This window comes from Mycobacteroides chelonae CCUG 47445 (assembly GCF_001632805.1).
Classification (GTDB): Bacteria; Actinomycetota; Actinomycetes; order Mycobacteriales; family Mycobacteriaceae; genus Mycobacterium; species Mycobacterium chelonae.
On sequence record NZ_CP007220.1, the window covers coordinates 2,996,604 to 3,015,208 of the forward strand.

Consider the following 18,605-nt stretch of genomic DNA (forward strand, 5'->3'; position numbering starts at 1 on the left):
CGCGCGGCGGTCGACGCGATGAACTCCGTGACCGTGCGTCCGGAGATCGAGCTGGGCACTATTCGTCCCCCGCAGCGATTGGCTCCGTTCAGCTATGCGCTCGGCGCGGAAATCAAGCACCTCGACACCGATAACGTGCCCGAACAATCCGAAGGTGATGCGTTTGGCAGGCTAATCCTGCTGCACGACCCGGAGGGTGATGAGGCGTGGAACGGCACGATGCGGCTGGTCGCCTACATCCAGGCCGATCTGGACGCCACCGAGGCTGTGGACCCGTTGCTGCCGGAAGTTGCGTGGAGCTGGCTCGTGGATGCCCTGAACACCCGCACCACGGATCTGACGGCGCTGGGTGGAACCGTGACCGCAACCACCTCGGTCCGCTATGGCGATATCGCCGGCCCGGGGCGCGCCCATCAGTTGGAGCTGCGGGCGTCCTGGACCGCCACCGGCACCGATATCGAAACCCACGTCGAAGCATTTTGCGAGGTGCTGGAGCATGCGGCGGGCCTACCACCGGTAGGTGTGACCGACCTGGGGTCGCGCCACCGCGCTTAGCGCCTACGCTGCTGACTCAGATATGGACACCGACTCCGAGCTTCCCGAACCGACACCACTGCTTCGCCCCGCCGAAGGGGTGCCGCCGATCACCGCCTCAACGGATGAGATCCGTATGGCGGCTAAACGTTTGGCATCCGGGACGGGCGCATTTGCGGTCGACGCGGAGCGGGCCTCGGGATTCCGGTACTCCAACCGGGCCTACCTGATCCAGATACGCCGCCGCGGAGCCGGAACCGTGCTGCTGGATCCGACCAACGTTCCGGACGCACTCGGGCCAATCGTCGAGGTGCTGGGTGCCGACGAGTGGATCTTGCACGCCGCCGACCAGGATCTGCCCTGCCTGGCCGAACTGGAAATGAGACCGCCGTCGCTCTATGACACCGAATTAGCCGGGCGGCTGGCCGGTTTCGAGAAGGTGAACCTGGCCGCGATGGTCCATCGACTGCTGGGACTGGGTCTGGCCAAGGGACATGGCGCCGCCGACTGGTCTAAACGTCCGCTACCGGACGATTGGCTCAACTACGCGGCGCTGGACGTCGAGGTGCTCGTCGAGCTACGCGAGAAGATCGCAGAGGTTCTGGCCGAACAAGACAAGACCGAGTGGGCCCGGCAGGAATTCGAGTACCTGGCCCACACACCGGCCTCGGCGACCCGACGGGACAACTGGCGTCGCACCTCCGGAATCCACAAGATTCGCAAGCCCGGACAGTTGGCGGCGGTACGCGAATTATGGCTCAGCCGTGACGAACTGGCCCGGGCACGCGATGTGGCCCCCGGACGTACGCTGCCCGATTCGGCAATCGTGGAAGCTGCCATGGCAGATCCGAAGACACGCAACGAACTGATCGCTCTCCCGGTCTTCGGCGGCCCCCGGCAGAAACAGCAGGCCGACCGATGGCTCGCAGCGCTGGCGAAGGCACGCAACGCAGACGCCCCGCCGCCGGTCAATGAACCCACCACCGGTCCACCGCCGGTATCGCGGTGGTCGCGACGCAAGCCCGAGGCCTACGCCCGCCTGGAAGCCGCGCGCACGGCCCTGTCGGCGCTCTCCGAGCAGATCTCGGTACCCGTGGAAAACATCGTCACCCCGGAAATCGTGCGGCGGCTCTGCTGGGACTGGGACGGCAACGGAGACGTCGAGGAACTACTCGCCGGCCACGGCGCCCGCCCATGGCAGCGGGCACTGACCGTGCCGATACTGACCGAAGCGCTGACCGACTGAGCAGGCGATTCACGCCAGGCTCGTCGATGTGCACAGCTCCGAACTTTCATGGAACCAAATAACCCCGGGGCCCGTCGTAGTAAGTAATCAACGACTTATGTCCCGGCCAGGAGAACACCCATGACTCTGCGCACGAACCCGGAGAGCTTGCGCGATCTGGCAACACGGTTCGATGAGATCGCCGGCAACATCACCTACATCGCTGGGCAGTACGACGCTTCCGGCGCCACCGGCGCCCTCCCAGGCAGTAAAGCTGGTGTAACGGCAGCAGCGACGACACAACCCGTACGAGAGGCGTACGAAGGCACCGCGAAGAAACTGCAATCAATGGCCACGACCACACGTGCAAACGCCGCCAACTTCGAAAGCTTGGAAGGTGCCAACACCGCGGCAATACGCGGGGCAGCACAACGATGAGCCTTACCGTTTCGCAAGCGCGCGCATGGGACCCGTCGTTTCTGGACAAGTTAGCCACCGGACTCGAAAACGGAAACACCAGCTACGAAGGCCAACTCGATAAGGCCCTGCGCGAAGCCGAGGAAGAGCACAGCCGAGGCAGTGGCAAGGAGGCCGACGCCCGTCTGGCGGCCGCACAAAAAGAACACTCAATGGGCATGCGGATCGCCAAGGCGATTGATGCCGGTGTCGCGTCGTTACGGGCGGGGGCGACCCGCATGGGCGATGCCCGCAACGTGGCTTTGGCCCGCGTGGATGACGCGCTACACGAGCAGTTCGAGGTTTCCGATGCGTGGAAGGTTTCCCTGTCAGCGGCGCAGGCCAATGACAAGAACGCGCCCGCACGCCGCGATCATCATCAAGCACTCGTTGAGGACGGACGGCACAAACTCGTCGAGGCGGACGAAGCCGTGTCCTTCGACCTCGATGCCAAGTTCGACGAGATCAAGGCTTGGTCAAAAGACGAGGCCCAGGGTGATGACTACGAACCTCCTTCCCTGCAAGGAAAGTCGCGGGAGGAAGTCGCCCAGATCGTCAAATCCGCAGAGTTCCAGGAGTGGATGAAGGAGCATCCGGATGCGGCCAAACCAATCCTCGATGCCGCATTCGATGCGGGACAACTGGACCCCAACGACCCCATGTATAAGAATTTCCTTCAGGGATACTGGCAACGAGAGGCGTTAGAAGCGGCGGGAATTGACCCGTCGACATGGGATCCTTCCAAGGGCGCCCAAGCGAATGCGGACACCATCCGCAAGGTGTACGAGTACTACGGCAAGTTGTTCCTAGACCATCCGGAGCTTCAGTGGGCGGGCATGGCCAACATGATCGGCCCGTCCTTCGCCGGGGCGTTCTACGACTTAGATCAAATGCAGCAAGTGGCTAAGCAGATAGAAGCGAACCTCCCGAACATCCCAGGGATTCCGGACCAGATCAAAGATAGAATCCACCAGCTCGCGAACATGCCTGCAAGCGAGCTGCAGTTCTACCAAACAACCCTGCTGTCCATGCAGAAGGAAATCTTCATGGACCAAGCCGCCATGCATGAGGCGTATCTGAACGGCGGCACCGCCGAGACGGACAGATTGTTCAGAGCAGGTTTGTTGGACCCGCCCACCCAAAAAGCCTGGCATGAAATCGCCGATGGAGCAGCAACAGGGAATCCAGAGCTCATTGCCAAGGGAAACACGCAACTTCTACATCGTGAGCAGTGGGACATAATCGCCGATGACTACGACCGCATGCGCAACCATCCGGGCACAGGCGGCGTGGTCACTTGGGGTATGACCATGCTGGGAGCCCCATCGATACCGGGTGCGCATTCATACGCCGAATTGTTCCCGGAGACATTCAAATTCGACCCGCCGGGCCCCGGCTCGATCGAAGTGAAGACACCATTCCCCAACGGAAACATCTCGTACGCCGACCAACGCTGGAACCTCATCACTCAGGACACCCTGCCCGCTTATCAGAACCTGCTGCGTGACAATCCGGACCTCGCGCGCCAAATCATTGAGTCGAACTTTAATCAACGCATGGAAAGTCAGCGGCTTGGCAACCAAATCGATGACATCGTGAAGCGCTTCATCGACGGCTGGAAAGTTGAGATCCACCGATGAGGAAGTTGCAGTGCCTCCTACTCATCACAACGATGCTGGTCAGTGGTTGCGCTGGCTGGATCCGAGAAGGGAAAGAAGTGACCGGACCTACTGTCAATGACCAGGGATTTTCACTGCTTACCGAGGCCGGTATCGCCGAAATCGAACGCAGTAAACACGCCCGGTTTGACTTAAGAAACCGGGAACTCACCAGACAAGCCGTGGGACTCGCGGGTTCAAAAAGCGAGCCGATGATTGGCACCCCCGGCGGCGCCGAACTCACATTCACCTTCTTGGGGCCCTCCGCCGAGGAGAACGTTGTCACACAGAACATAACGTTCGCATCCACCGATCTAGCAGACACACTTGACCTCATCGTTTGGTTCAGCGCGCCAGCCACTATCGAGGATGCCCACGCCGAGCTGCGCTCTGGGATCTACCGCTGGGGATTCCGACCAGAAGATGTTCAGCGCTGGATCACAAACTCGACCAAACGCGACGACGATAAGGAGTTTCTAGGCATGGGAGTCGGCCTCGCGGGACTAATCGTCGGTGTCACCGCAAGGAGAAAGAACGGCAACGATGTTTACGAGTACCAGCTCTACCTCGACCCGGCGTTGTACACGGCCGATGCGATAGACGCCATCAAGAAGACCGGCAAGCACATTTGACAGAATCTCGATAGCTCGCAGAACGCGCCGAAAGGCGGGACTCAGAGTTAGTCGACCTGCTGCGTGGCCGGGTTCACGGTGCTCTCCCCGATCTCGCGGCTCATCGCGGCCACCCAACCGGTGATCTTGCGGGCGATGTGCTGGTCGGTCAAACCGAGCTGCTCAAGAACCTGTCCGCGCGATGCGTGATCCAGGAACTGTTGCGGCACACCAATGTTCCGGGCCGGAATGTCGACATCGGCATCCTGCATCGCCGCCGTCACCGCGCTACCCGCTCCGCCGTGCACGCCGCTGTCCTCCAGGGTCACCACCAACCGGTGCTGGCGAGCCAGCTCGATCACATGGCCGGGCACCGGAAGCACCCAGCGCGGATCGACGACGGTCACGCCAATCCCCTGCTTACCAAGCCTCTCGGCCGTCGCCAACGCCGTCGAGGCGAACGAGCCGACCGCCACCAACAGCACATCGGCATGCAATCCGCTGAGCGGCCGCGCCAATATGTCGACACCATCGCGCCGCTCGACCGCCGGGATATCCTCCCCGACTTCGCCTTTCGGGAACCGCAGCGCGGTCGGTCCGTCATCGACCGCCAGCGCCTCGGTCAGCTCCTCACGCAGCCGCGACGCATCACGCGGCGCCGCGACCCGCATCCCGGGCACCACGTTCAGGATCGACAGGTCCCACATGCCGTTGTGGCTGGCCCCGTCGCTTCCCGTGATACCGGCCCGGTCCAGTACGAACGTCACCGGAAGCTTGTGCAGTGCAACGTCCATCATCACCTGATCGAACGCACGGTTCAGGAAGGTGGAATAGATCGCGACCACCGGGTGCAGGCCGCCCATCGCGAGCCCGGCCGCGGAGGTGACGGCGTGCTGCTCGGCGATACCGACGTCGAACAGCCGGTCGGGAAAACGCTCACCGAACTTGCTGAGCCCGGTCGGGCCCGGCATGGCTGCGGTGATGGCCACGATGTTGCGGTGCTCGCTGGCCACCTCGATGAGCGAGTCGGAGAACACCGATGTCCAGCCCGGCGCCGACGCCTTGATGGAGCGGCCCGTCTTCGGGTCGATGATGCCGGTGGAATGCATCTGCTCGGCCTCGTCGTCCTCGGCCGGCGCGTACCCCATCCCCTTGCGAGTGATCACGTGCACGATGACCGGGCCACCGTAGCCACGGGCACGGCGCAACGCGTCCTCTACCGCGTGCTCGTCGTGGCCATCAACGGGCCCAACGTATTTGATGCCCAGATCGGTGAACATCACCTGCGGCGACACCGCGTCCTTGACCCCCACCTTGAGGCTGTGCATCAAGGCGTACGCCAGCGGTCCGACCACCGGCATGCCGCGCAGCAGCTTCTTACTCTCGTCGAGCACCTTCTCGTATGAGGGGGTGAGCCGCAGCCCGGCCAGGTGCGAGGCGAGCCCACCGATGGTCGGCGCATAGCTGCGCCCATTGTCGTTGACGACGATGATGATGCGCCGATGCGCAGCGGCGGCGATGTTGTTCAGGGCCTCCCAGCACATGCCGCCGGTGAGCGCGCCGTCGCCGACCACCGCGACCACATGCCGGCGGCGTTGGCCGGTCAGCTCGAATGCCTTCGCGAGTCCATCGGCGTACGACAGCGCGGTCGAGGCGTGGCTGGATTCCACCCAGTCGTGTTCGCTTTCGGCGCGCGAGGGATATCCGGACAAGCCGTCCTTCTGCCGCAGCGTGTCGAAGTCGCCGGAACGCCCGGTGAGGATCTTGTGCACGTACGCCTGATGACCGGTGTCGAAGACAATCGGGTCATACGGGGACTCGAAGACACGATGCAGGGCCAGAGTCAGCTCGACGACGCCCAGGTTGGGTCCAAGGTGGCCGCCGGTCGCGGCGACCTTATGGATCAGGAACTCACGGATCTCGTCGGCGAGTAAGTCCAGCTCTCGCTTCGAGAGACCCTGCAGGTCACCCGGTCCTCTGATGTCGTCAAGCATCAGGTCAGTCTACGCAGCGATTCAGATTCGGTCGCTTGGAGCGGAGCCAAAAACATCGGGCACTCCATCGTGATCTGCGTCAAGGGTCTCCTTGGCCTCGATCCGCCGATACGCGCGGTTACGCAGCCGCAGCACCACGGAGGCAACTGCCGCCGAGGTCAACGATCCGGCTAGTACTCCGACCTTGACGTGCTCGGCAGCCAACCCGGTGCCGAACGCCAGCTCGCCGATGAGCAGCGACACCGTGAAGCCGATGCCCGCCAGCAGCGCCACGCCGGCGATGTCGAGCCAGCTGAGGTCGTCGTCGAGATTGGCACGGGTGAATCGCGCCAGCAGGTAGGTGGTGAGGAAGATGCCAATCGGTTTACCCACCAGCAGGCCCAGCACCACGCCCAGCGCCACCGGATCCAGCAGCGCCTGCCACAGACCGGCGAACCCGCCCAGGGTGACACCCGCGGCGAAGAATGCGAACACCGGCACCGCCACACCCGCGGACACCGGTCGCATCCGATGCTCGAATCGCTCGGCCATCCCGTGTACGTCGGTACGGCCATCACGCCTGAGGACGGGAACGGTGAATCCCAGAAGCACACCCGCCACCGTCGCGTGCACCCCCGAGGCGTGTACCAGTGCCCAGGTCGTCAGCGCCAGCGGTACCAGCAGCCACCATTCCCGGCGACGGCGCTGCACCGCCACCCCGAACAGCGCGAGCGGGATGAGCGCCAGGCCCAGCGGCGCCCAGTGCAGCTCATCGGTGTAGAACACCGCGATGACGATGACGGCCAGCAGGTCGTCAACCACCGCCAGGGTGAGCAAGAAGGTGCGCAGCGCCGAGGGCAGATGGGTAGAAATCACGGCGAGCACAGCGAGCGCGAAGGCGATATCGGTGGCCGTCGGTATCGCCCAGCCACGCATGGCCTCGCCACCACCGGATGCGTTGACCGCAAGATAGATGGCGGCAGGAACGAGCATGCCGCCGACCGCCGCGACGATCGGCAACGCGGCTCGTCCCGGGTCGCGCAGATCGCCCGCCACGAACTCGCGTTTGAGTTCGACGCCCACGACGAAGAAGAAGATGGCCAACAGCCCGTCGGTCGCCCAGCCCGCCAAGGTGAGATTCAGGTGCAAGCGCTCCGGCCCGACTGTGATGGCCCCCAGCCGGTAGTACCAGGAGCTCCACGGCGAGTTGGCCCACAGCAGTGCGGTCACCGCGGCCACGACCAGCAGCACACCACCGACGGTTTCCTTGCGCAGGATCTCCGCGGCACGAGAGGACTCCGCCCACGATCCGCGGGTGAAGACGCGTTGGCGCAGGCGCATGGCTCGGTGTCCGTTCCTTGTGGCAGGGCAAAGTTCCGCCGACCAGACTTCCCGGCACACCTAGGGCCCTACTTTATAAGATCTTTACGCCTGCCGCTGTCTCATCGGGTGAGCAGCGCAAAGCTTTCGATGTGGTGCGTCAGTGGGAACGCATCGAAGAGCCGCAGCTCACGCACCCGATATCCACGTTCCAGGTACAAGCCCACATCGCGCGCGAATGCCGCTGCCTCACAACCGATATGGATAACCCTTGGTACGCCCGCCTCGGCAATTCGCCCGATGACATCACGGCCGGCACCCGCCCGGGGCGGGTCCAGCACGGCGACATCGGCCTTACCCAGGTCACGCAGGGCGTGACGTACCGATCCGCAGATCATGCTGACCTGTCGCAGGTCTCCCAGGGCATTCTTGGCGCTGCGGAATGCCGGCCGGGAGGTGTCGACGCTGACCACACGCCCCTTGGTTCCCACCCCTTCTCCCAGTGCCGCGGCGAAAACCCCGACGCCACCGTACAAATCCCAGGCGGTCATGCCCGGTTCCAGCTCGGCCCACTCGGAGACCAGCCGGCTGTAGGTGTTCGCCGCGTCGCGGTGCGCTTGCCAGAAAGCCGTTACCGGCACCAACCAGTGCCGGTCCCCCACTTTCTGGACCGCTACGTCTTCACCCTCGACCACCGAACGTCCACGCAGAACATGCCGGCGCCCCTGATCATCCATCACCGCGTGCAGCGGCCCCTCCGCACCGAGAGCCGGTTCATCGAGCCCGTCGAGCAATCCCGGCACTACCTGGGCACAGCGCAGGTCGGTCACCAGTTCGTCACTGTGATACCGGTGAAAACCGGGTTGGCCCAGGGCATTTACATCCAAGCGCACCCGAGTACGCCACCCGGTGGAATCTCCATCTCCCAGCTGTTCGGCCGCGCCCTGCCACTCGTACTTGCCCAGGCGCGCCAGCTGCTGGCTCACCACATCGCCCTTGAGTTCACGCAGATACGCCGGGTCGACGAAAGACAGGTCACAGCAACCAGATTCGCCACTACCGTGCGCGATGGGGCATATCGGGTCGATGCGGTGCGGTGACGGGTCGAGGACCTCTATGGCGGCGCCATGCCAGAAGCTGGCCTGCCGGTCATCGGTGATCTGGACACGTACCCGCTCGCCCGGTAACGCGTATCTGACGAAGATGACGCGCCCGTCGTGCCGGGCCACCACGCTGCCCCCGTTGGCCGGCCCGCCGGTCTGGACTTCGAGAATTTCGCCGATCGCCATCTAGGAGTCGAACCCTCGCCGCGAGTCGCCGGGTGCGGACTGCCTGTCGAGTTCGCGGCGACGTTCGGACGAGTCAAGCTGCCACGGAACGGATGTGACCATCACATTGGGGACGAACAGCAGGCGTCCCTTGAGTCGCAGCGCACTTTGGTTGTGCAGCACCTGCTCCCACCAGTGCCCCACCACATACTCGGGGATGAAGATGCAGACAACCGTGCGCGGCGCTTCCTTGCTGATGCGCTTGACGTAGTCGAGGATCGGCCGGGTGATTTCTCGGTATGGGGACGCGATCACCTTCAGCGGGGTGCTGATATCGCTTGTCTCCCAATCCCTGACGAGCTCGCGGGTGTCTCGGTCATCGACGCTGACGGTGACCGCTTCCAGTGCGTCGGGGCGGGTGGCCCGCGCGTAGGCCAGGGCGCGCAGCGTGGGCTGATGCACCTTGGAGACGAGGACGACGGCATGGGTGCGGCTGGGCAGCACCACCTCACCCTCGTGATTGTCCAGCTCGCGCGCCACCGTGTTGTAGTGCTTGTGGATCATCTTCATGAGCACGAACAGCAGACCCATCGCCAGGATCGCGATCCACGCTCCGGCAAGGAATTTGGTGACCAGGACGACCAGCAGCACTGCCCCGGTCATGATGAAACCGATGGTGTTGATGATGCGCGAGCGGATCATCTTACCGCGCACCGCCGGGTCGGTCTCGGTCTTGAGCAACCGGGTCCAGTGCCGCACCATGCCAATTTGACTGAGCGTGAAGGACACGAAGACACCGACGATGTAGAGCTGGATGAGGGCGGTCACCTCCGCCTTGAACGCCACCACGAACAGGATGGCGACGGCCGACAAGAAGATGATGCCGTTGGAGAATGCCAGCCGGTCACCGCGCGTGTGCAGCTGGCGCGGCAGGTAACGGTCCTGCGCCAAAATCGATCCGAGCACCGGGAAACCGTTGAACGCGGTGTTGGCGGCCAGCACCAAGATGAGCGCCGTCACCACGGTGATGAACAGGAAGCCGATCCGGAAGTCACCGAACACCGCCTCGGCCAGCTGGGCGACCAGGGTCTTCTGGTGGTAGTTGGCGGGCGCACCCACCAATTGCGTGGCGGGGTCCTCGGCGATCTTGGCTCCGGTGCGCTCGGCCAGCAGGATGATGCCCATAAAAAGGGTGATGGCGATGCCGCCGAGGAGCAACAGCGTCGTGGCCGCGTTGCGTGACTTGGGTTTCCGGAAGGCGGGCACGCCGTTACTGATCGCTTCCACACCCGTCAATGCCGCGCAACCCGACGAGAAAGCCCGCGCGACAAGGAACACCAGCGCGAAGCCCAGGATGCCGCTGCCTTCGCCATGCATCTCGAAGGAGGCCGACTCCGCCTTCAGCGGGGTGCCGAGTACGTAGATCTGGAACAGCCCCCAGCCCAACATGAGGTACATGCTGACCATGAAGGCGTACGTGGGAATCGCGAACGCGGCGCCTGATTCGCGGACTCCGCGCAGATTCATCGACATCAGGATCACGATGGCGACCACTGCGAAAGTGACCTTGTGCTGCGCGACAAGCGGAATGGCCGAACCGATGTTCGACATCGCCGAGGACATGGAAACGGCAACGGTCAACACGTAATCCACCAGTAGGGCGCTGCCGACTGTCAGGCCCGCGGTAGGCCCCAGATTGGTGGTGACCACCTCATAGTCACCACCACCGGACGGGTAGGCGTGCACGTTCTGCCGGTAACTCGCCACCACCACCATCATGACGGCGGCGACCGCGAGCCCGATCCACGGCGTCATCGCATAGGCGGACATCCCCGCGACCGACAGCACCAGGAAGATTTCCTCGGGCGCGTACGCCACCGAGGACAGCGCGTCGGAGGCGAAAACCGGTAGCGCGATGCGCTTCGGCAGCAGGGTATGGCCAAGGCTGTCGCTACGAAACGGTCGGCCGATTACCAGGCGCCGAGCCGCCGTCGACAGCTTGGAAAGCGTAGACACGAACGCCAACATTAGGCCACGCGAGCAATCGCGGTACGGTCTCACTTGACATCGCTGTGTCGGGTGCCGTGACGCGGCGTTCAGTATTGCGACTGGTACTAAGACGAACGCCTACCCAGAAAGGTCTTCCGGTGCGAGTAGTGGTGATGGGCTGCGGGCGCGTAGGCGCCGCGCTGGCCGGAGGCCTGGCCAGAATCGGCCACGAGGTGGCGATCATCGACAAGGAAGCCTCCGCCTTCAACCGGCTCAGCCCCGAATTCACCGGCGAACGCATCGTCGGCATGGGTTTTGATCGCGACGTTCTATTACGGGCAGGGATCGAGCGGGCACAGGCCTTCGCCGCGGTCTCCTCCGGTGACAACTCGAACATCATCTCGGCCCGGGCGGCCCGTGAGACCTTCGGCGTCGAGCGTGTGGTGGCCCGTATCTACGACGCCAAGCGTGCCGCCGTCTACGAGCGGCTGGGCATCCCCACCGTCGCCACCGTGCCGTGGACGACCGATCGTCTGCTGCACGCCCTCACCAGGGAAAGCGACACCACCAAGTGGCGTGATCCGTCTGGTTCGGTCGTGGTTACCGAACTGGCTCTGCACGAAGAATGGATCGGTAAGCGCATCACGGCGCTGGAGACTGCCACCGGTGCGCGGGCGGCCTTCATCATCCGGTTCGGCACGGGCCTGCTGCCCGACGCCAAGACAGTCATCCAGGACAGCGACGAGGTGTACGTCTCTGCGGTGTCGGGGCGCGCCGCCGAGGCGATGGCGATCGCGGCGCAGCCACCGGGCGAGGATGCCGACGATGACCACGGGGGTGCCCGATGAAGGTCGCTATCGGAGGCGCAGGCGCCGTCGGGCGCTCCATCGCGCGCGAACTCATCGAGAGCCGGCATGAGGTCACCCTGCTGGAACGCAACCCCGAGCACATCGACCCCGAGGCGGTACCCGAGGCCCATTGGCGGCTCGGTGACGCCTGCGAGATCAGCCTGCTGGAAGCCGAAGAGCTGCACACCTTTGATGTGGTGATCGCCGCGACCGGTGATGACAAGGCCAACCTGGTGCTGAGCCTGCTGGCCAAGACCGAGTTCGCGGTACCGCGCGTCGTGGCCCGCGTGAACGATCCACGCAACGAGTGGCTCTTCGACGATGCCTGGGGCGTCGATGTCGCGGTATCCACCCCGCGCATGCTGGCCTCCCTCGTCGAGGAGGCCGTCGCCGTGGGTGACGTGGTGCGCCTCATGGAGTTCCGGCGCGGCCAGGCCAATCTGGTGGAAATCACCCTCCCCGATGACACCCCGTGGGCCGGTAAGCCGGTGCGAAAACTGGAACTCCCCCGCGACGCGGTGCTGGTGGCGATTCTGCGCGGGTCACGGGTTATTCCGGTACAGCCCGATGAGCCCCTCGAAGGCGGCGATGAGCTGATCCTGGTCGCCACCGCGGATATCGAGGACGAGCTCCACCGCGTCGTGCTCGGTTAGAGGCCGCTCGGGGATTCCTCGAGCGCGTTGTCGGTGTGGCGGCGTACGTAGCGGATCACCAGCAGGGTGATCAACGCCCCGACGGCCGTCAATGGCCAGCCCATTGCGATCTTGGTGCCGCCCAGCCAGGCTGTGTTACCCGCGAGATACAGCCACTGCTGCACCACAAATCGGGTGGCGAACAGCACGATCCAGGACACCGTGGCGATATCGAAGGCCATCACGATGCGCCGGTTGGCGCGCCATGACATGTCGCCGCCGGTCGCCCAGCTGTACGCATAGCCGACGATCGGTCGGCGAATGATGACCGACACCAGGAAGACGGTGCCCCAGAAGAAGTTGGCCCAGATCCCAATGAGGAAGTAGCCCTTCGCTTCTCCGAGAAGGTAGGCGATCAGCGCGCTGATACCAACGCTGATAAACCCGGAGAACGCCGGTTGTAGCGACTCGCGCCGGATCAAGCGCCAAATCAGGATCAGGGTCGCGGCGACCAGGGCCGAAACGATCGCGGGCATCAGCGAGGACACGCTGACCGCGACTACGAAAACGATGACCGGAATCGACGAGTAGACGATTCCCTGCCAACCCCCGGCCTGATGCCACATTTCGTGCAGCGGCGAGCTTCCCGGCTCCTCGGGCTTGGTCCCGGGCACGCTGATCCTCAGATGCGGGCCCTCCTGCGCGTCGGAATCAGCCGAGCCTTCCTGAGGCTCGTGCGATGGGGTTTCCGGCACTTAGCGCTGAATCTCGTAGTACGGGTTGTGAATCACCTTGCCGCCGTTCTCGAGCTTGCCGAGCCGACCGCGCACCAGCAGGGTGCGACCCGACTCGATACCCGGAATGCGGCGCTGACCCAGCCAGACCAGCGTCACGGTGTCGGTGCCGTCGAATAGCTCGGCCTTTACGCCGGCCACGCAGCCCTTGGAGTTGGTTTCCACTGTGCGCAACGTTCCACACATGGTGACCTCTTGGCCGCGCTGACAATCGATGACGCGCTGAGCACCGGTGGCGGCGGCGTCGTCACCGATTTTCTCGGCGTCTACTTGCTCCAGGTCCTCTGTCAGCCGACGAGTTAGTCGACGCAGATAACCGCCTGTGGTAGCCACTTCTCGTCCTGGCCTCTCAACATGCCCGATCGTGTGATCGCTCGTGGAGCCTCTTTGGCGCAAGCGGCTCATCGGTGCAACCGCCACGGTAGACCTTTGCACGCCCCGATGCCAGGCGGCCCCCGGGGTGTCCCGCACACCGGGCAAGATCAGGTGCGTGACGCCCACCAACGGTCTCGCCGCACACGGCCCATCCCCCGAACTGGAGGGCCACACGGCGGTTCTCATGCCCGGCACGGGCTCCGACGACGACTTCATCACCAGGGCGTTCGGCCCCGCGCTCAGCGATGCGGGCGCCGCCCTGATCGCGGTACGTCCGGAGCCGAATGACCTGGTCAACGGCTACCTGCGGGCACTCGATCAGGCAGCCCGCAAAGGCCCGATCGTTGTCGGCGGGATGTCCATCGGCACCGCCGTGGCGCTGACGTGGGCGCTGCAGAACCCCGGGGCCACGGTGGCGGTGCTGGCAGCGATGCCCGCGTGGACGGGCAAGCCGGAAAACTCGCCGGCTTCGGTGTCTGCCCGGGTCACGGCGGAATCGCTGCGCGCCGACGGATTGGCAGCGGTGACAGCCGCGATGCAGGCCAGCAGCCCTGCCTGGCTGGGCGCTGAGCTCGCCCGCTCATGGGCCGCCCAATGGCCCGGCCTGCCCAACGCCATGGATGCGGTGTCGGGCTTTGTGAACCCGACTGCCGACGACATCCGTGGATTGGTGGTGCCGCTGGCAGTGGCAGCGGCCACCGATGATCCGATACATCCGCTTGCGGTCGGCCAGGACTGGGCGTCCTGGGCACCGCGGGGGGCACTGCGCACGTTCGCCCTCGATCAGCTGGGCGCGGACCCGTCCTGCCTGGGGCAGGCCTGCGTCGGTGCACTGAGCGATATTTGAGTCAGAGTCCTCGTGCCGCCGGGTCGGCCGTGGCCTCGATCTTGAGCACTAGGCCGTCGCGCACCGTCAAGGTGACGACCGCGAAAAGCTTGCGCTGCATGAAGGCCAGCAGAACCGGTTGCCCGAACGGCCCGCCCACCAGGGTGGCGCCGTGGCCCAGGTACATGAGCAGATTCGTGGAGACATCGGTGCGTCCGTGGTTGACCTGCGGCGCCGGTGCGGGGTCTCCGATGATGGTGCCGATCCCCCAGACGCTGGAATCCAGCACCTCCATCAGTCCGGTCAGATCGCCATTGGCGCAGGCGGTCACGAACTTTTCGATCAGCTCCCGGTGCTCAGCACCGGCGACATCACCGGTACGCGATGGGGACTGCTGGAATCTGGCCCGGGCGCGCCGGGCAAGCTGACGGCACGTGCCCACCGGGCGGCCCACCGTGGAAGCGATCTCCTCGAACGGCACTCCGAATACGTCATGCAAGACGAACGCGACCCGCTCGCCGGGACTGAGCGCTCGTAATACTTCCCAGAGGGCACCTCGTACCTCGTCGTCCAGAGTGACCCTGTCGACCGGATCTGCGGTCGCCGAAAAATACAGCGGTGCACCGGATTCCACTATCGATGCGATGCCCGTCTGCTCGCGGCGCATGCGTGCCGAACGCAGCTGGTCCAGGCACAACCGACCGGTCACCACCGATAACCACGCACGCGGCTCGTCGATCTGCGTCTCATCCGCGCGGGCGAGCCGCACGAACGCCTCTTGGACGCAGTCCTCGGCGTCGCCGACATCTCCGAGCATCTGATAGGCGAGATTGACCAGGTAGGGGTAATGCTCGCGCCAGGCCGCAGCCACCAGCGCGTCGTGCGTGGACGAGGAACTCATGCCACTACGACGATTCCGCGGCCCGGAAAGTTACCAAGCCAACCGGGTAACTCACGTAACTTTCCGCGCTCGCGTCCCGTCCTACTCATGTGGCCGCTTTGGCCAAAACATGCAGAGCCATCCGAACCTCCCGAATTGGAGTATCCGACATGACAATTCTCGTCACCGGCGCAACAGGCAATGTGGGGCGCCCGCTGGTGGACCTACTGGTAAGAGCCGGCGCCGAGGTGCGCGCCGTCACCCGACACCCCGAGCACGCGAACTTCTCTCCGCAGGTGAAAACCATCGAGTCGGCGCGCGCCGGTATCAGCGGAGCCACCGCCGTCTTCCTGAACTCCCGGGCTTTAGGGGAAGATCTCGCCGATTTTGTGGATCAGGCTGTACGCGAAGGAGTTACCCGCCTGGTTGCCCTCTCGGCGATCAACTGCGACGACGACTTCTCCCGGCAACCGTCACGGTTCCGTGGCGACCGAAACAAGGAGGTGGAACAGTACGCCGTCGATTCCGGAGTGGAGTGGGTGAGCTTGCGCCCAACCATCTTTGCGTCGAATTTTCTCGGGATGTGGGCGGGCCAGCTCACAGCGGGCAACCTGGTCCGCGGACCGCATGCGTCCGCCTCAAGCGCCCCGATCGCGGACCGCGACATCTCCGAAATCGCCGCGCACGCGCTGCTCACAGACGACCTCGTCGGGCAACGCATTCCGCTGACCGGTCCGCAGGCATTCACTAACACCGACCTCGTCGCGGTACTCGGGGATGTTCTGCATCGGCCGTTGGAGTACCTGCAGGTTCCCGACGATCTCGTGCGCCGGCACTTCGCGGGCCTGGGGTTTGCGACCGAGTTCGCCGACGCGTACCTGGCGATGCAGGCCGCCACGGTCACGGTGCCGGCGGTGGTCACGCGGGAGGTGAACCGGATACTCGGGCGTCCCGCAGAGACCTTCGCCGCCTGGGCCGACAGATTCCGGGCCGAATTCACGCGCACCGAGTCCGCACCGCAGAACCGGTGACAACCATGACCAGCATCCCGCCGCGGTGGCTCAAACCGATGAACAAGGTGGTGCGGGCATTTCACCGCATCGGCATCCCGACCGGCCCGGCGATGGTGCTGACCGTGCCCGGGCGTACGACGGGCCGTCCCCGTCCCACACCCATCACACCGTTCGACATGGACGGTCACCTCTACGCGGTCGGGGGCTATCCGGGCTCGGATTGGCCGCGTAATGCCGCGGCGGCCGGCTCAGGAACCCTCACCCGGCGGCACCGTGTCCAGCACGTCAGGATCATCAGCGTGCCGCCCGAGGTAGCGCGGCGTGCGCTGCGGGTATTCGCCGTGAAGGTGCCCGTGGGCGTGCGGTTCGCGAAAAACGCCGGACTGGTGCGCCACGGCACTCCGGATGAGTTCGAGGCGCTGGCCGGAACGTTGTCGGTGTTCCGGTTCGATCCCGACTAGCCGCCGGTGATCGTGGACCGCAGCTGCTGCATGGCCGATCCCGAGACGCTGCGGCGGGCCGCCGGCGTCGGATCGTCCTGCGGTGCGGGCTCCTGAGCGACGGTCTCGGCTTCGGCCTGGGCCATCGCCTGTGCCTGCGCCGCCTGCAGCTGCTCCAGCATCGGTTCGGGTAGCGCGACCGGCAGCGGGGTCCGCACGGGGTACGGGCTGTCATCGCGACGGACGACGGTATCGGCCACCGCGTCGCGGGCCTCCTGGGCCAGTGCGTCAAAGGTCTCGGCAGGACCCTGCAGCACGCAGCGGATCATCCATCGGTATCCGTCGACGCCAATGAAGCGCACGGAGCCTCCCTCGGCGACTCCGACGACCTCCCGGCCCCACGGACCATCGGCGATGGAGACCTCGGCGGCCTCCTTGCGGAGCGATTCAGCCAACTCACCCGCGATCTCGCGCCACAGACCCGCGGATTTCGGTGCGGCGTACGCGGCCACCGAATAGCGCCCGTTGGGCGTGAGCACGAAAACCGCGCCGGGGGTGCCCGCGGCGGTCAGTTCGACCTGAATCTGGCCGGCCTCGGGCACCGGGATGAGTACCGAACCCAGGTCCAGGCGTCCAACCCCGGCGTCTTCAGGGCTGTCGAAATCCTCGATCTCGTATGGGCCGTCGAACGATTCGTCCGAACCCGATGCGGAGGCGTCGGCCGAATCGTCCAGGTCGTTGAGACCACCACTACGGTGTAAAGCCATCACAAACTCGCATGTCCGCCGCTGGACCCGTGACCACCCGTGCCACGGGTGGTCACCGCCAGACCGGCCTCGTCAAAAGAATCCACTTCAACCAGCTCCGGTAGCTCGACCTGCTGAACCAGCAACTGGGCGATCCGGTCGCCACGGGCAATGACGATAGGGGCCTCGGGGTCCAGGTTGATCAGGCTGAGCTTCACCTCGCCACGGTACCCGGCGTCAATGGTGCCGGGACTGTTAACGATCGAAAGACCCACGCGCGCAGCCAGACCCGAACGGGGGTGCACCAACCCGACCATCCCGGATGGGATAGCCACGGCGATACCAGTGCCCACCAGCGCCCGGCGACCGGGTTCGATCACGACGTCTTCGGCGCTATAGAGATCTACTCCCGCATCATCGGCATGCGCGCGGGAGGGCAGAGGCAGTTCGCGGTCCAGGCGAACGATGGCCAATCTCGTAGGTGTGGGCACGATCGCCCAGACTACCCTTGGCCGCGTGACGGACTCCCCCAGCGACGCGCCACCCATCCGCTACTCCGAGCGGCTCTGGGTTCCATGGTGGTGGGCGCTGCCCGGCTTCGGCGCGGCAACGCTGCTCGCGCTCGAGATCAACCAGAGCATGCGGCAGCTGCCCACCTGGGTGCCGTACCCGATCCTGTTCGCGATTGTCGCGGGAGTCTTGTTGTGGTTCAGCAGAATCCGCATAGAGGTGACGACGGGCCCGGACGGAGCACCCGAGCTCCGCGCGGGCTCGGCCCACTTACCGGTCAGCGTCATCGCCAAGTCGGCGGCTATCCCGGCCAGCGCGAAAAGTGCGGCGCTCGGCCGCCAACTCGATCCGGCGGCCTTCGTCGTGCACCGCGCATGGATCGGCCCGCTGGTTTTGGTGGTACTCGACGATGCCGACGATCCCACCCCCTACTGGCTGGTGAGCAGCCGCCACCCCGATCGGGTACTGGCGGCCCTGCGGAGCTAGTACGCGACTGAGCCGCGACTA

The 18,605-nt window shown here is 64.8% G+C and carries 20 protein-coding genes; 11 read left to right on the top strand and 9 right to left on the bottom strand.

Annotation, left to right across the window (positions count from 1 at the left end):
- The first annotated feature begins 18 nt into the window (after nucleotides 1–18).
- From BB28_RS14680 to BB28_RS14700, 5 genes are all read left to right on the top strand, one after another.
- Nucleotides 19–555, top strand: a complete 537-nt coding sequence (locus BB28_RS14680) for a DUF3000 domain-containing protein (RefSeq protein ID WP_030093765.1) — start codon at nucleotides 19–21, stop codon at nucleotides 553–555.
- Between the two features lie 22 nt (nucleotides 556–577).
- A complete protein-coding gene (locus tag BB28_RS14685) occupies nucleotides 578–1,780 on the top strand; it encodes an HRDC domain-containing protein (RefSeq protein WP_046254037.1) in 1,203 nt (400 codons plus the stop codon).
- Between the two features lie 120 nt (nucleotides 1,781–1,900).
- Complete coding sequence (locus BB28_RS14690; RefSeq protein WP_046254038.1) at nucleotides 1,901–2,197, top strand: hypothetical protein; 297 nt, start codon at nucleotides 1,901–1,903, stop codon at nucleotides 2,195–2,197.
- The gene (locus BB28_RS14695; RefSeq protein ID WP_052740243.1) at nucleotides 2,194–3,855 is read left to right on the top strand and encodes a hypothetical protein; all 1,662 of its coding nucleotides are present in this window, start codon (nucleotides 2,194–2,196) and stop codon (nucleotides 3,853–3,855) included. The genes BB28_RS14690 and BB28_RS14695 overlap by 4 nt, the downstream gene beginning before the upstream one ends.
- A complete protein-coding gene (locus BB28_RS14700; protein WP_046254039.1) occupies nucleotides 3,852–4,505 on the top strand; it encodes a hypothetical protein in 654 nt (217 codons plus the stop codon). The genes BB28_RS14695 and BB28_RS14700 overlap by 4 nt, the downstream gene beginning before the upstream one ends.
- 47 nt (nucleotides 4,506–4,552) lie before the next feature.
- Here the strand turns inward: BB28_RS14700 and dxs are convergent, their stop codons facing one another.
- The 4 genes from dxs to BB28_RS14720 all read right to left on the bottom strand — a co-directional run bounded on the left by dxs (nucleotide 4,553) and on the right by BB28_RS14720 (nucleotide 11,061).
- Nucleotides 4,553–6,478 (bottom strand): 1-deoxy-D-xylulose-5-phosphate synthase, encoded by a 1,926-nt coding sequence (gene dxs / locus BB28_RS14705; protein WP_046254040.1) that lies wholly within the window; start codon nucleotides 6,476–6,478, stop codon nucleotides 4,553–4,555.
- 21 nt (nucleotides 6,479–6,499) lie between these two features.
- On the bottom strand, nucleotides 6,500–7,798 hold the full coding sequence (gene nhaA, locus BB28_RS14710; protein ID WP_046254041.1) for a Na+/H+ antiporter NhaA: 1,299 nt from the start codon (nucleotides 7,796–7,798) through the stop codon (nucleotides 6,500–6,502).
- Between the two features lie 101 nt (nucleotides 7,799–7,899).
- Complete coding sequence (locus tag BB28_RS14715) at nucleotides 7,900–9,066, bottom strand: class I SAM-dependent RNA methyltransferase (protein WP_046254042.1); 1,167 nt, start codon at nucleotides 9,064–9,066, stop codon at nucleotides 7,900–7,902.
- A complete protein-coding gene (locus BB28_RS14720) occupies nucleotides 9,067–11,061 on the bottom strand; it encodes an APC family permease (RefSeq protein WP_030093770.1) in 1,995 nt (664 codons plus the stop codon).
- 131 nt (nucleotides 11,062–11,192) lie between these two features.
- Here BB28_RS14720 and BB28_RS14725 point away from each other — a divergent pair, with 131 nt between their 5' ends.
- Together BB28_RS14725 and BB28_RS14730 are read left to right on the top strand one after the other, a co-directional pair.
- Nucleotides 11,193–11,882, top strand: coding sequence for a potassium channel family protein (locus tag BB28_RS14725; protein ID WP_030093771.1), 690 nt, complete (start codon nucleotides 11,193–11,195; stop codon nucleotides 11,880–11,882).
- Entirely contained in the window at nucleotides 11,879–12,535 is a 657-nt protein-coding gene (locus BB28_RS14730; RefSeq protein ID WP_030093772.1) for a potassium channel family protein, read from the top strand. The genes BB28_RS14725 and BB28_RS14730 overlap by 4 nt, the downstream gene beginning before the upstream one ends.
- On the opposite strand, the gene BB28_RS14735 is transcribed toward BB28_RS14730, so the two are convergent.
- Both BB28_RS14735 and BB28_RS14740 read right to left on the bottom strand, forming a co-directional pair.
- On the bottom strand, nucleotides 12,532–13,269 hold the full coding sequence (locus BB28_RS14735; protein ID WP_046254043.1) for a DUF3159 domain-containing protein: 738 nt from the start codon (nucleotides 13,267–13,269) through the stop codon (nucleotides 12,532–12,534). The two genes, BB28_RS14730 and BB28_RS14735, sit on opposite strands and share 4 nt — an antisense overlap.
- A complete protein-coding gene (locus BB28_RS14740) occupies nucleotides 13,270–13,641 on the bottom strand; it encodes an OB-fold nucleic acid binding domain-containing protein (RefSeq protein WP_030093774.1) in 372 nt (123 codons plus the stop codon).
- A 226-nt stretch (nucleotides 13,642–13,867) separates the two neighbouring features.
- On the opposite strand from BB28_RS14740, the gene BB28_RS14745 reads away from it, so the two are divergent.
- Nucleotides 13,868–14,530, top strand: coding sequence for an alpha/beta hydrolase (locus tag BB28_RS14745; protein ID WP_046255848.1), 663 nt, complete (start codon nucleotides 13,868–13,870; stop codon nucleotides 14,528–14,530).
- Between the two features lies 1 nt (nucleotide 14,531).
- On the opposite strand, the gene sigI is transcribed toward BB28_RS14745, so the two are convergent.
- A complete protein-coding gene (gene sigI / locus BB28_RS14750) occupies nucleotides 14,532–15,410 on the bottom strand; it encodes an RNA polymerase sigma factor SigI (protein WP_046254044.1) in 879 nt (292 codons plus the stop codon).
- Between the two features lie 149 nt (nucleotides 15,411–15,559).
- Between sigI and BB28_RS14755 the strand changes: the two genes are divergently transcribed.
- Nucleotides 15,560–16,420, top strand: coding sequence for an NmrA family NAD(P)-binding protein (locus tag BB28_RS14755; RefSeq protein ID WP_046254045.1), 861 nt, complete (start codon nucleotides 15,560–15,562; stop codon nucleotides 16,418–16,420).
- A 38-nt stretch (nucleotides 16,421–16,458) separates the two neighbouring features.
- Entirely contained in the window at nucleotides 16,459–16,863 is a 405-nt protein-coding gene (locus tag BB28_RS14760; protein WP_081252395.1) for a PNPOx family protein, read from the top strand.
- Here BB28_RS14760 and BB28_RS14765 read toward each other — a convergent pair.
- Together BB28_RS14765 and dut are read right to left on the bottom strand one after the other, a co-directional pair.
- Nucleotides 16,860–17,609: a DUF3710 domain-containing protein gene (locus BB28_RS14765; RefSeq protein WP_046254046.1), complete on the bottom strand. Its 750-nt coding sequence runs from the start codon at nucleotides 17,607–17,609 to the stop codon at nucleotides 16,860–16,862. The genes BB28_RS14760 and BB28_RS14765 overlap by 4 nt on opposite strands.
- Nucleotides 17,609–18,079 (bottom strand): dUTP diphosphatase, encoded by a 471-nt coding sequence (dut, locus tag BB28_RS14770; protein ID WP_165690402.1) that lies wholly within the window; start codon nucleotides 18,077–18,079, stop codon nucleotides 17,609–17,611. Before dut ends, BB28_RS14765 begins: the two co-directional genes overlap by 1 nt.
- Here dut and BB28_RS14775 point away from each other — a divergent pair.
- A complete protein-coding gene (locus BB28_RS14775) occupies nucleotides 18,072–18,584 on the top strand; it encodes a DUF3093 domain-containing protein (protein WP_075874281.1) in 513 nt (170 codons plus the stop codon). The genes dut and BB28_RS14775 overlap by 8 nt on opposite strands.
- The last annotated feature ends 21 nt before the right edge of the window (nucleotides 18,585–18,605 follow it).

What these genes read in the sequence shown, in the direction of transcription:
- BB28_RS14680 (WP_030093765.1), top strand. Translation starts at nt 19, where the DNA reads ATGAACTCCGTGACCGTGCGTCCGGAGATCGAGCTGGGCACTATTCGT.
- BB28_RS14685 (WP_046254037.1), top strand. Translation starts at nt 578, where the DNA reads ATGGACACCGACTCCGAGCTTCCCGAACCGACACCACTGCTTCGCCCC.
- BB28_RS14690 (WP_046254038.1), top strand. Translation starts at nt 1,901, where the DNA reads ATGACTCTGCGCACGAACCCGGAGAGCTTGCGCGATCTGGCAACACGG.
- BB28_RS14695 (WP_052740243.1), top strand. Translation starts at nt 2,194, where the DNA reads ATGAGCCTTACCGTTTCGCAAGCGCGCGCATGGGACCCGTCGTTTCTG.
- BB28_RS14700 (WP_046254039.1), top strand. Translation starts at nt 3,852, where the DNA reads ATGAGGAAGTTGCAGTGCCTCCTACTCATCACAACGATGCTGGTCAGT.
- dxs (WP_046254040.1), bottom strand. Translation starts at nt 6,478, where the DNA reads ATGCTTGACGACATCAGAGGACCGGGTGACCTGCAGGGTCTCTCGAAG.
- nhaA (WP_046254041.1), bottom strand. Translation starts at nt 7,798, where the DNA reads ATGCGCCTGCGCCAACGCGTCTTCACCCGCGGATCGTGGGCGGAGTCC.
- BB28_RS14715 (WP_046254042.1), bottom strand. Translation starts at nt 9,066, where the DNA reads ATGGCGATCGGCGAAATTCTCGAAGTCCAGACCGGCGGGCCGGCCAAC.
- BB28_RS14730 (WP_030093772.1), top strand. Translation starts at nt 11,879, where the DNA reads ATGAAGGTCGCTATCGGAGGCGCAGGCGCCGTCGGGCGCTCCATCGCG.
- BB28_RS14745 (WP_046255848.1), top strand. Translation starts at nt 13,868, where the DNA reads ATGCCCGGCACGGGCTCCGACGACGACTTCATCACCAGGGCGTTCGGC.
- sigI (WP_046254044.1), bottom strand. Translation starts at nt 15,410, where the DNA reads ATGAGTTCCTCGTCCACGCACGACGCGCTGGTGGCTGCGGCCTGGCGC.
- BB28_RS14755 (WP_046254045.1), top strand. Translation starts at nt 15,560, where the DNA reads ATGACAATTCTCGTCACCGGCGCAACAGGCAATGTGGGGCGCCCGCTG.
- BB28_RS14760 (WP_081252395.1), top strand. Translation starts at nt 16,459, where the DNA reads ATGAACAAGGTGGTGCGGGCATTTCACCGCATCGGCATCCCGACCGGC.
- BB28_RS14765 (WP_046254046.1), bottom strand. Translation starts at nt 17,609, where the DNA reads ATGGCTTTACACCGTAGTGGTGGTCTCAACGACCTGGACGATTCGGCC.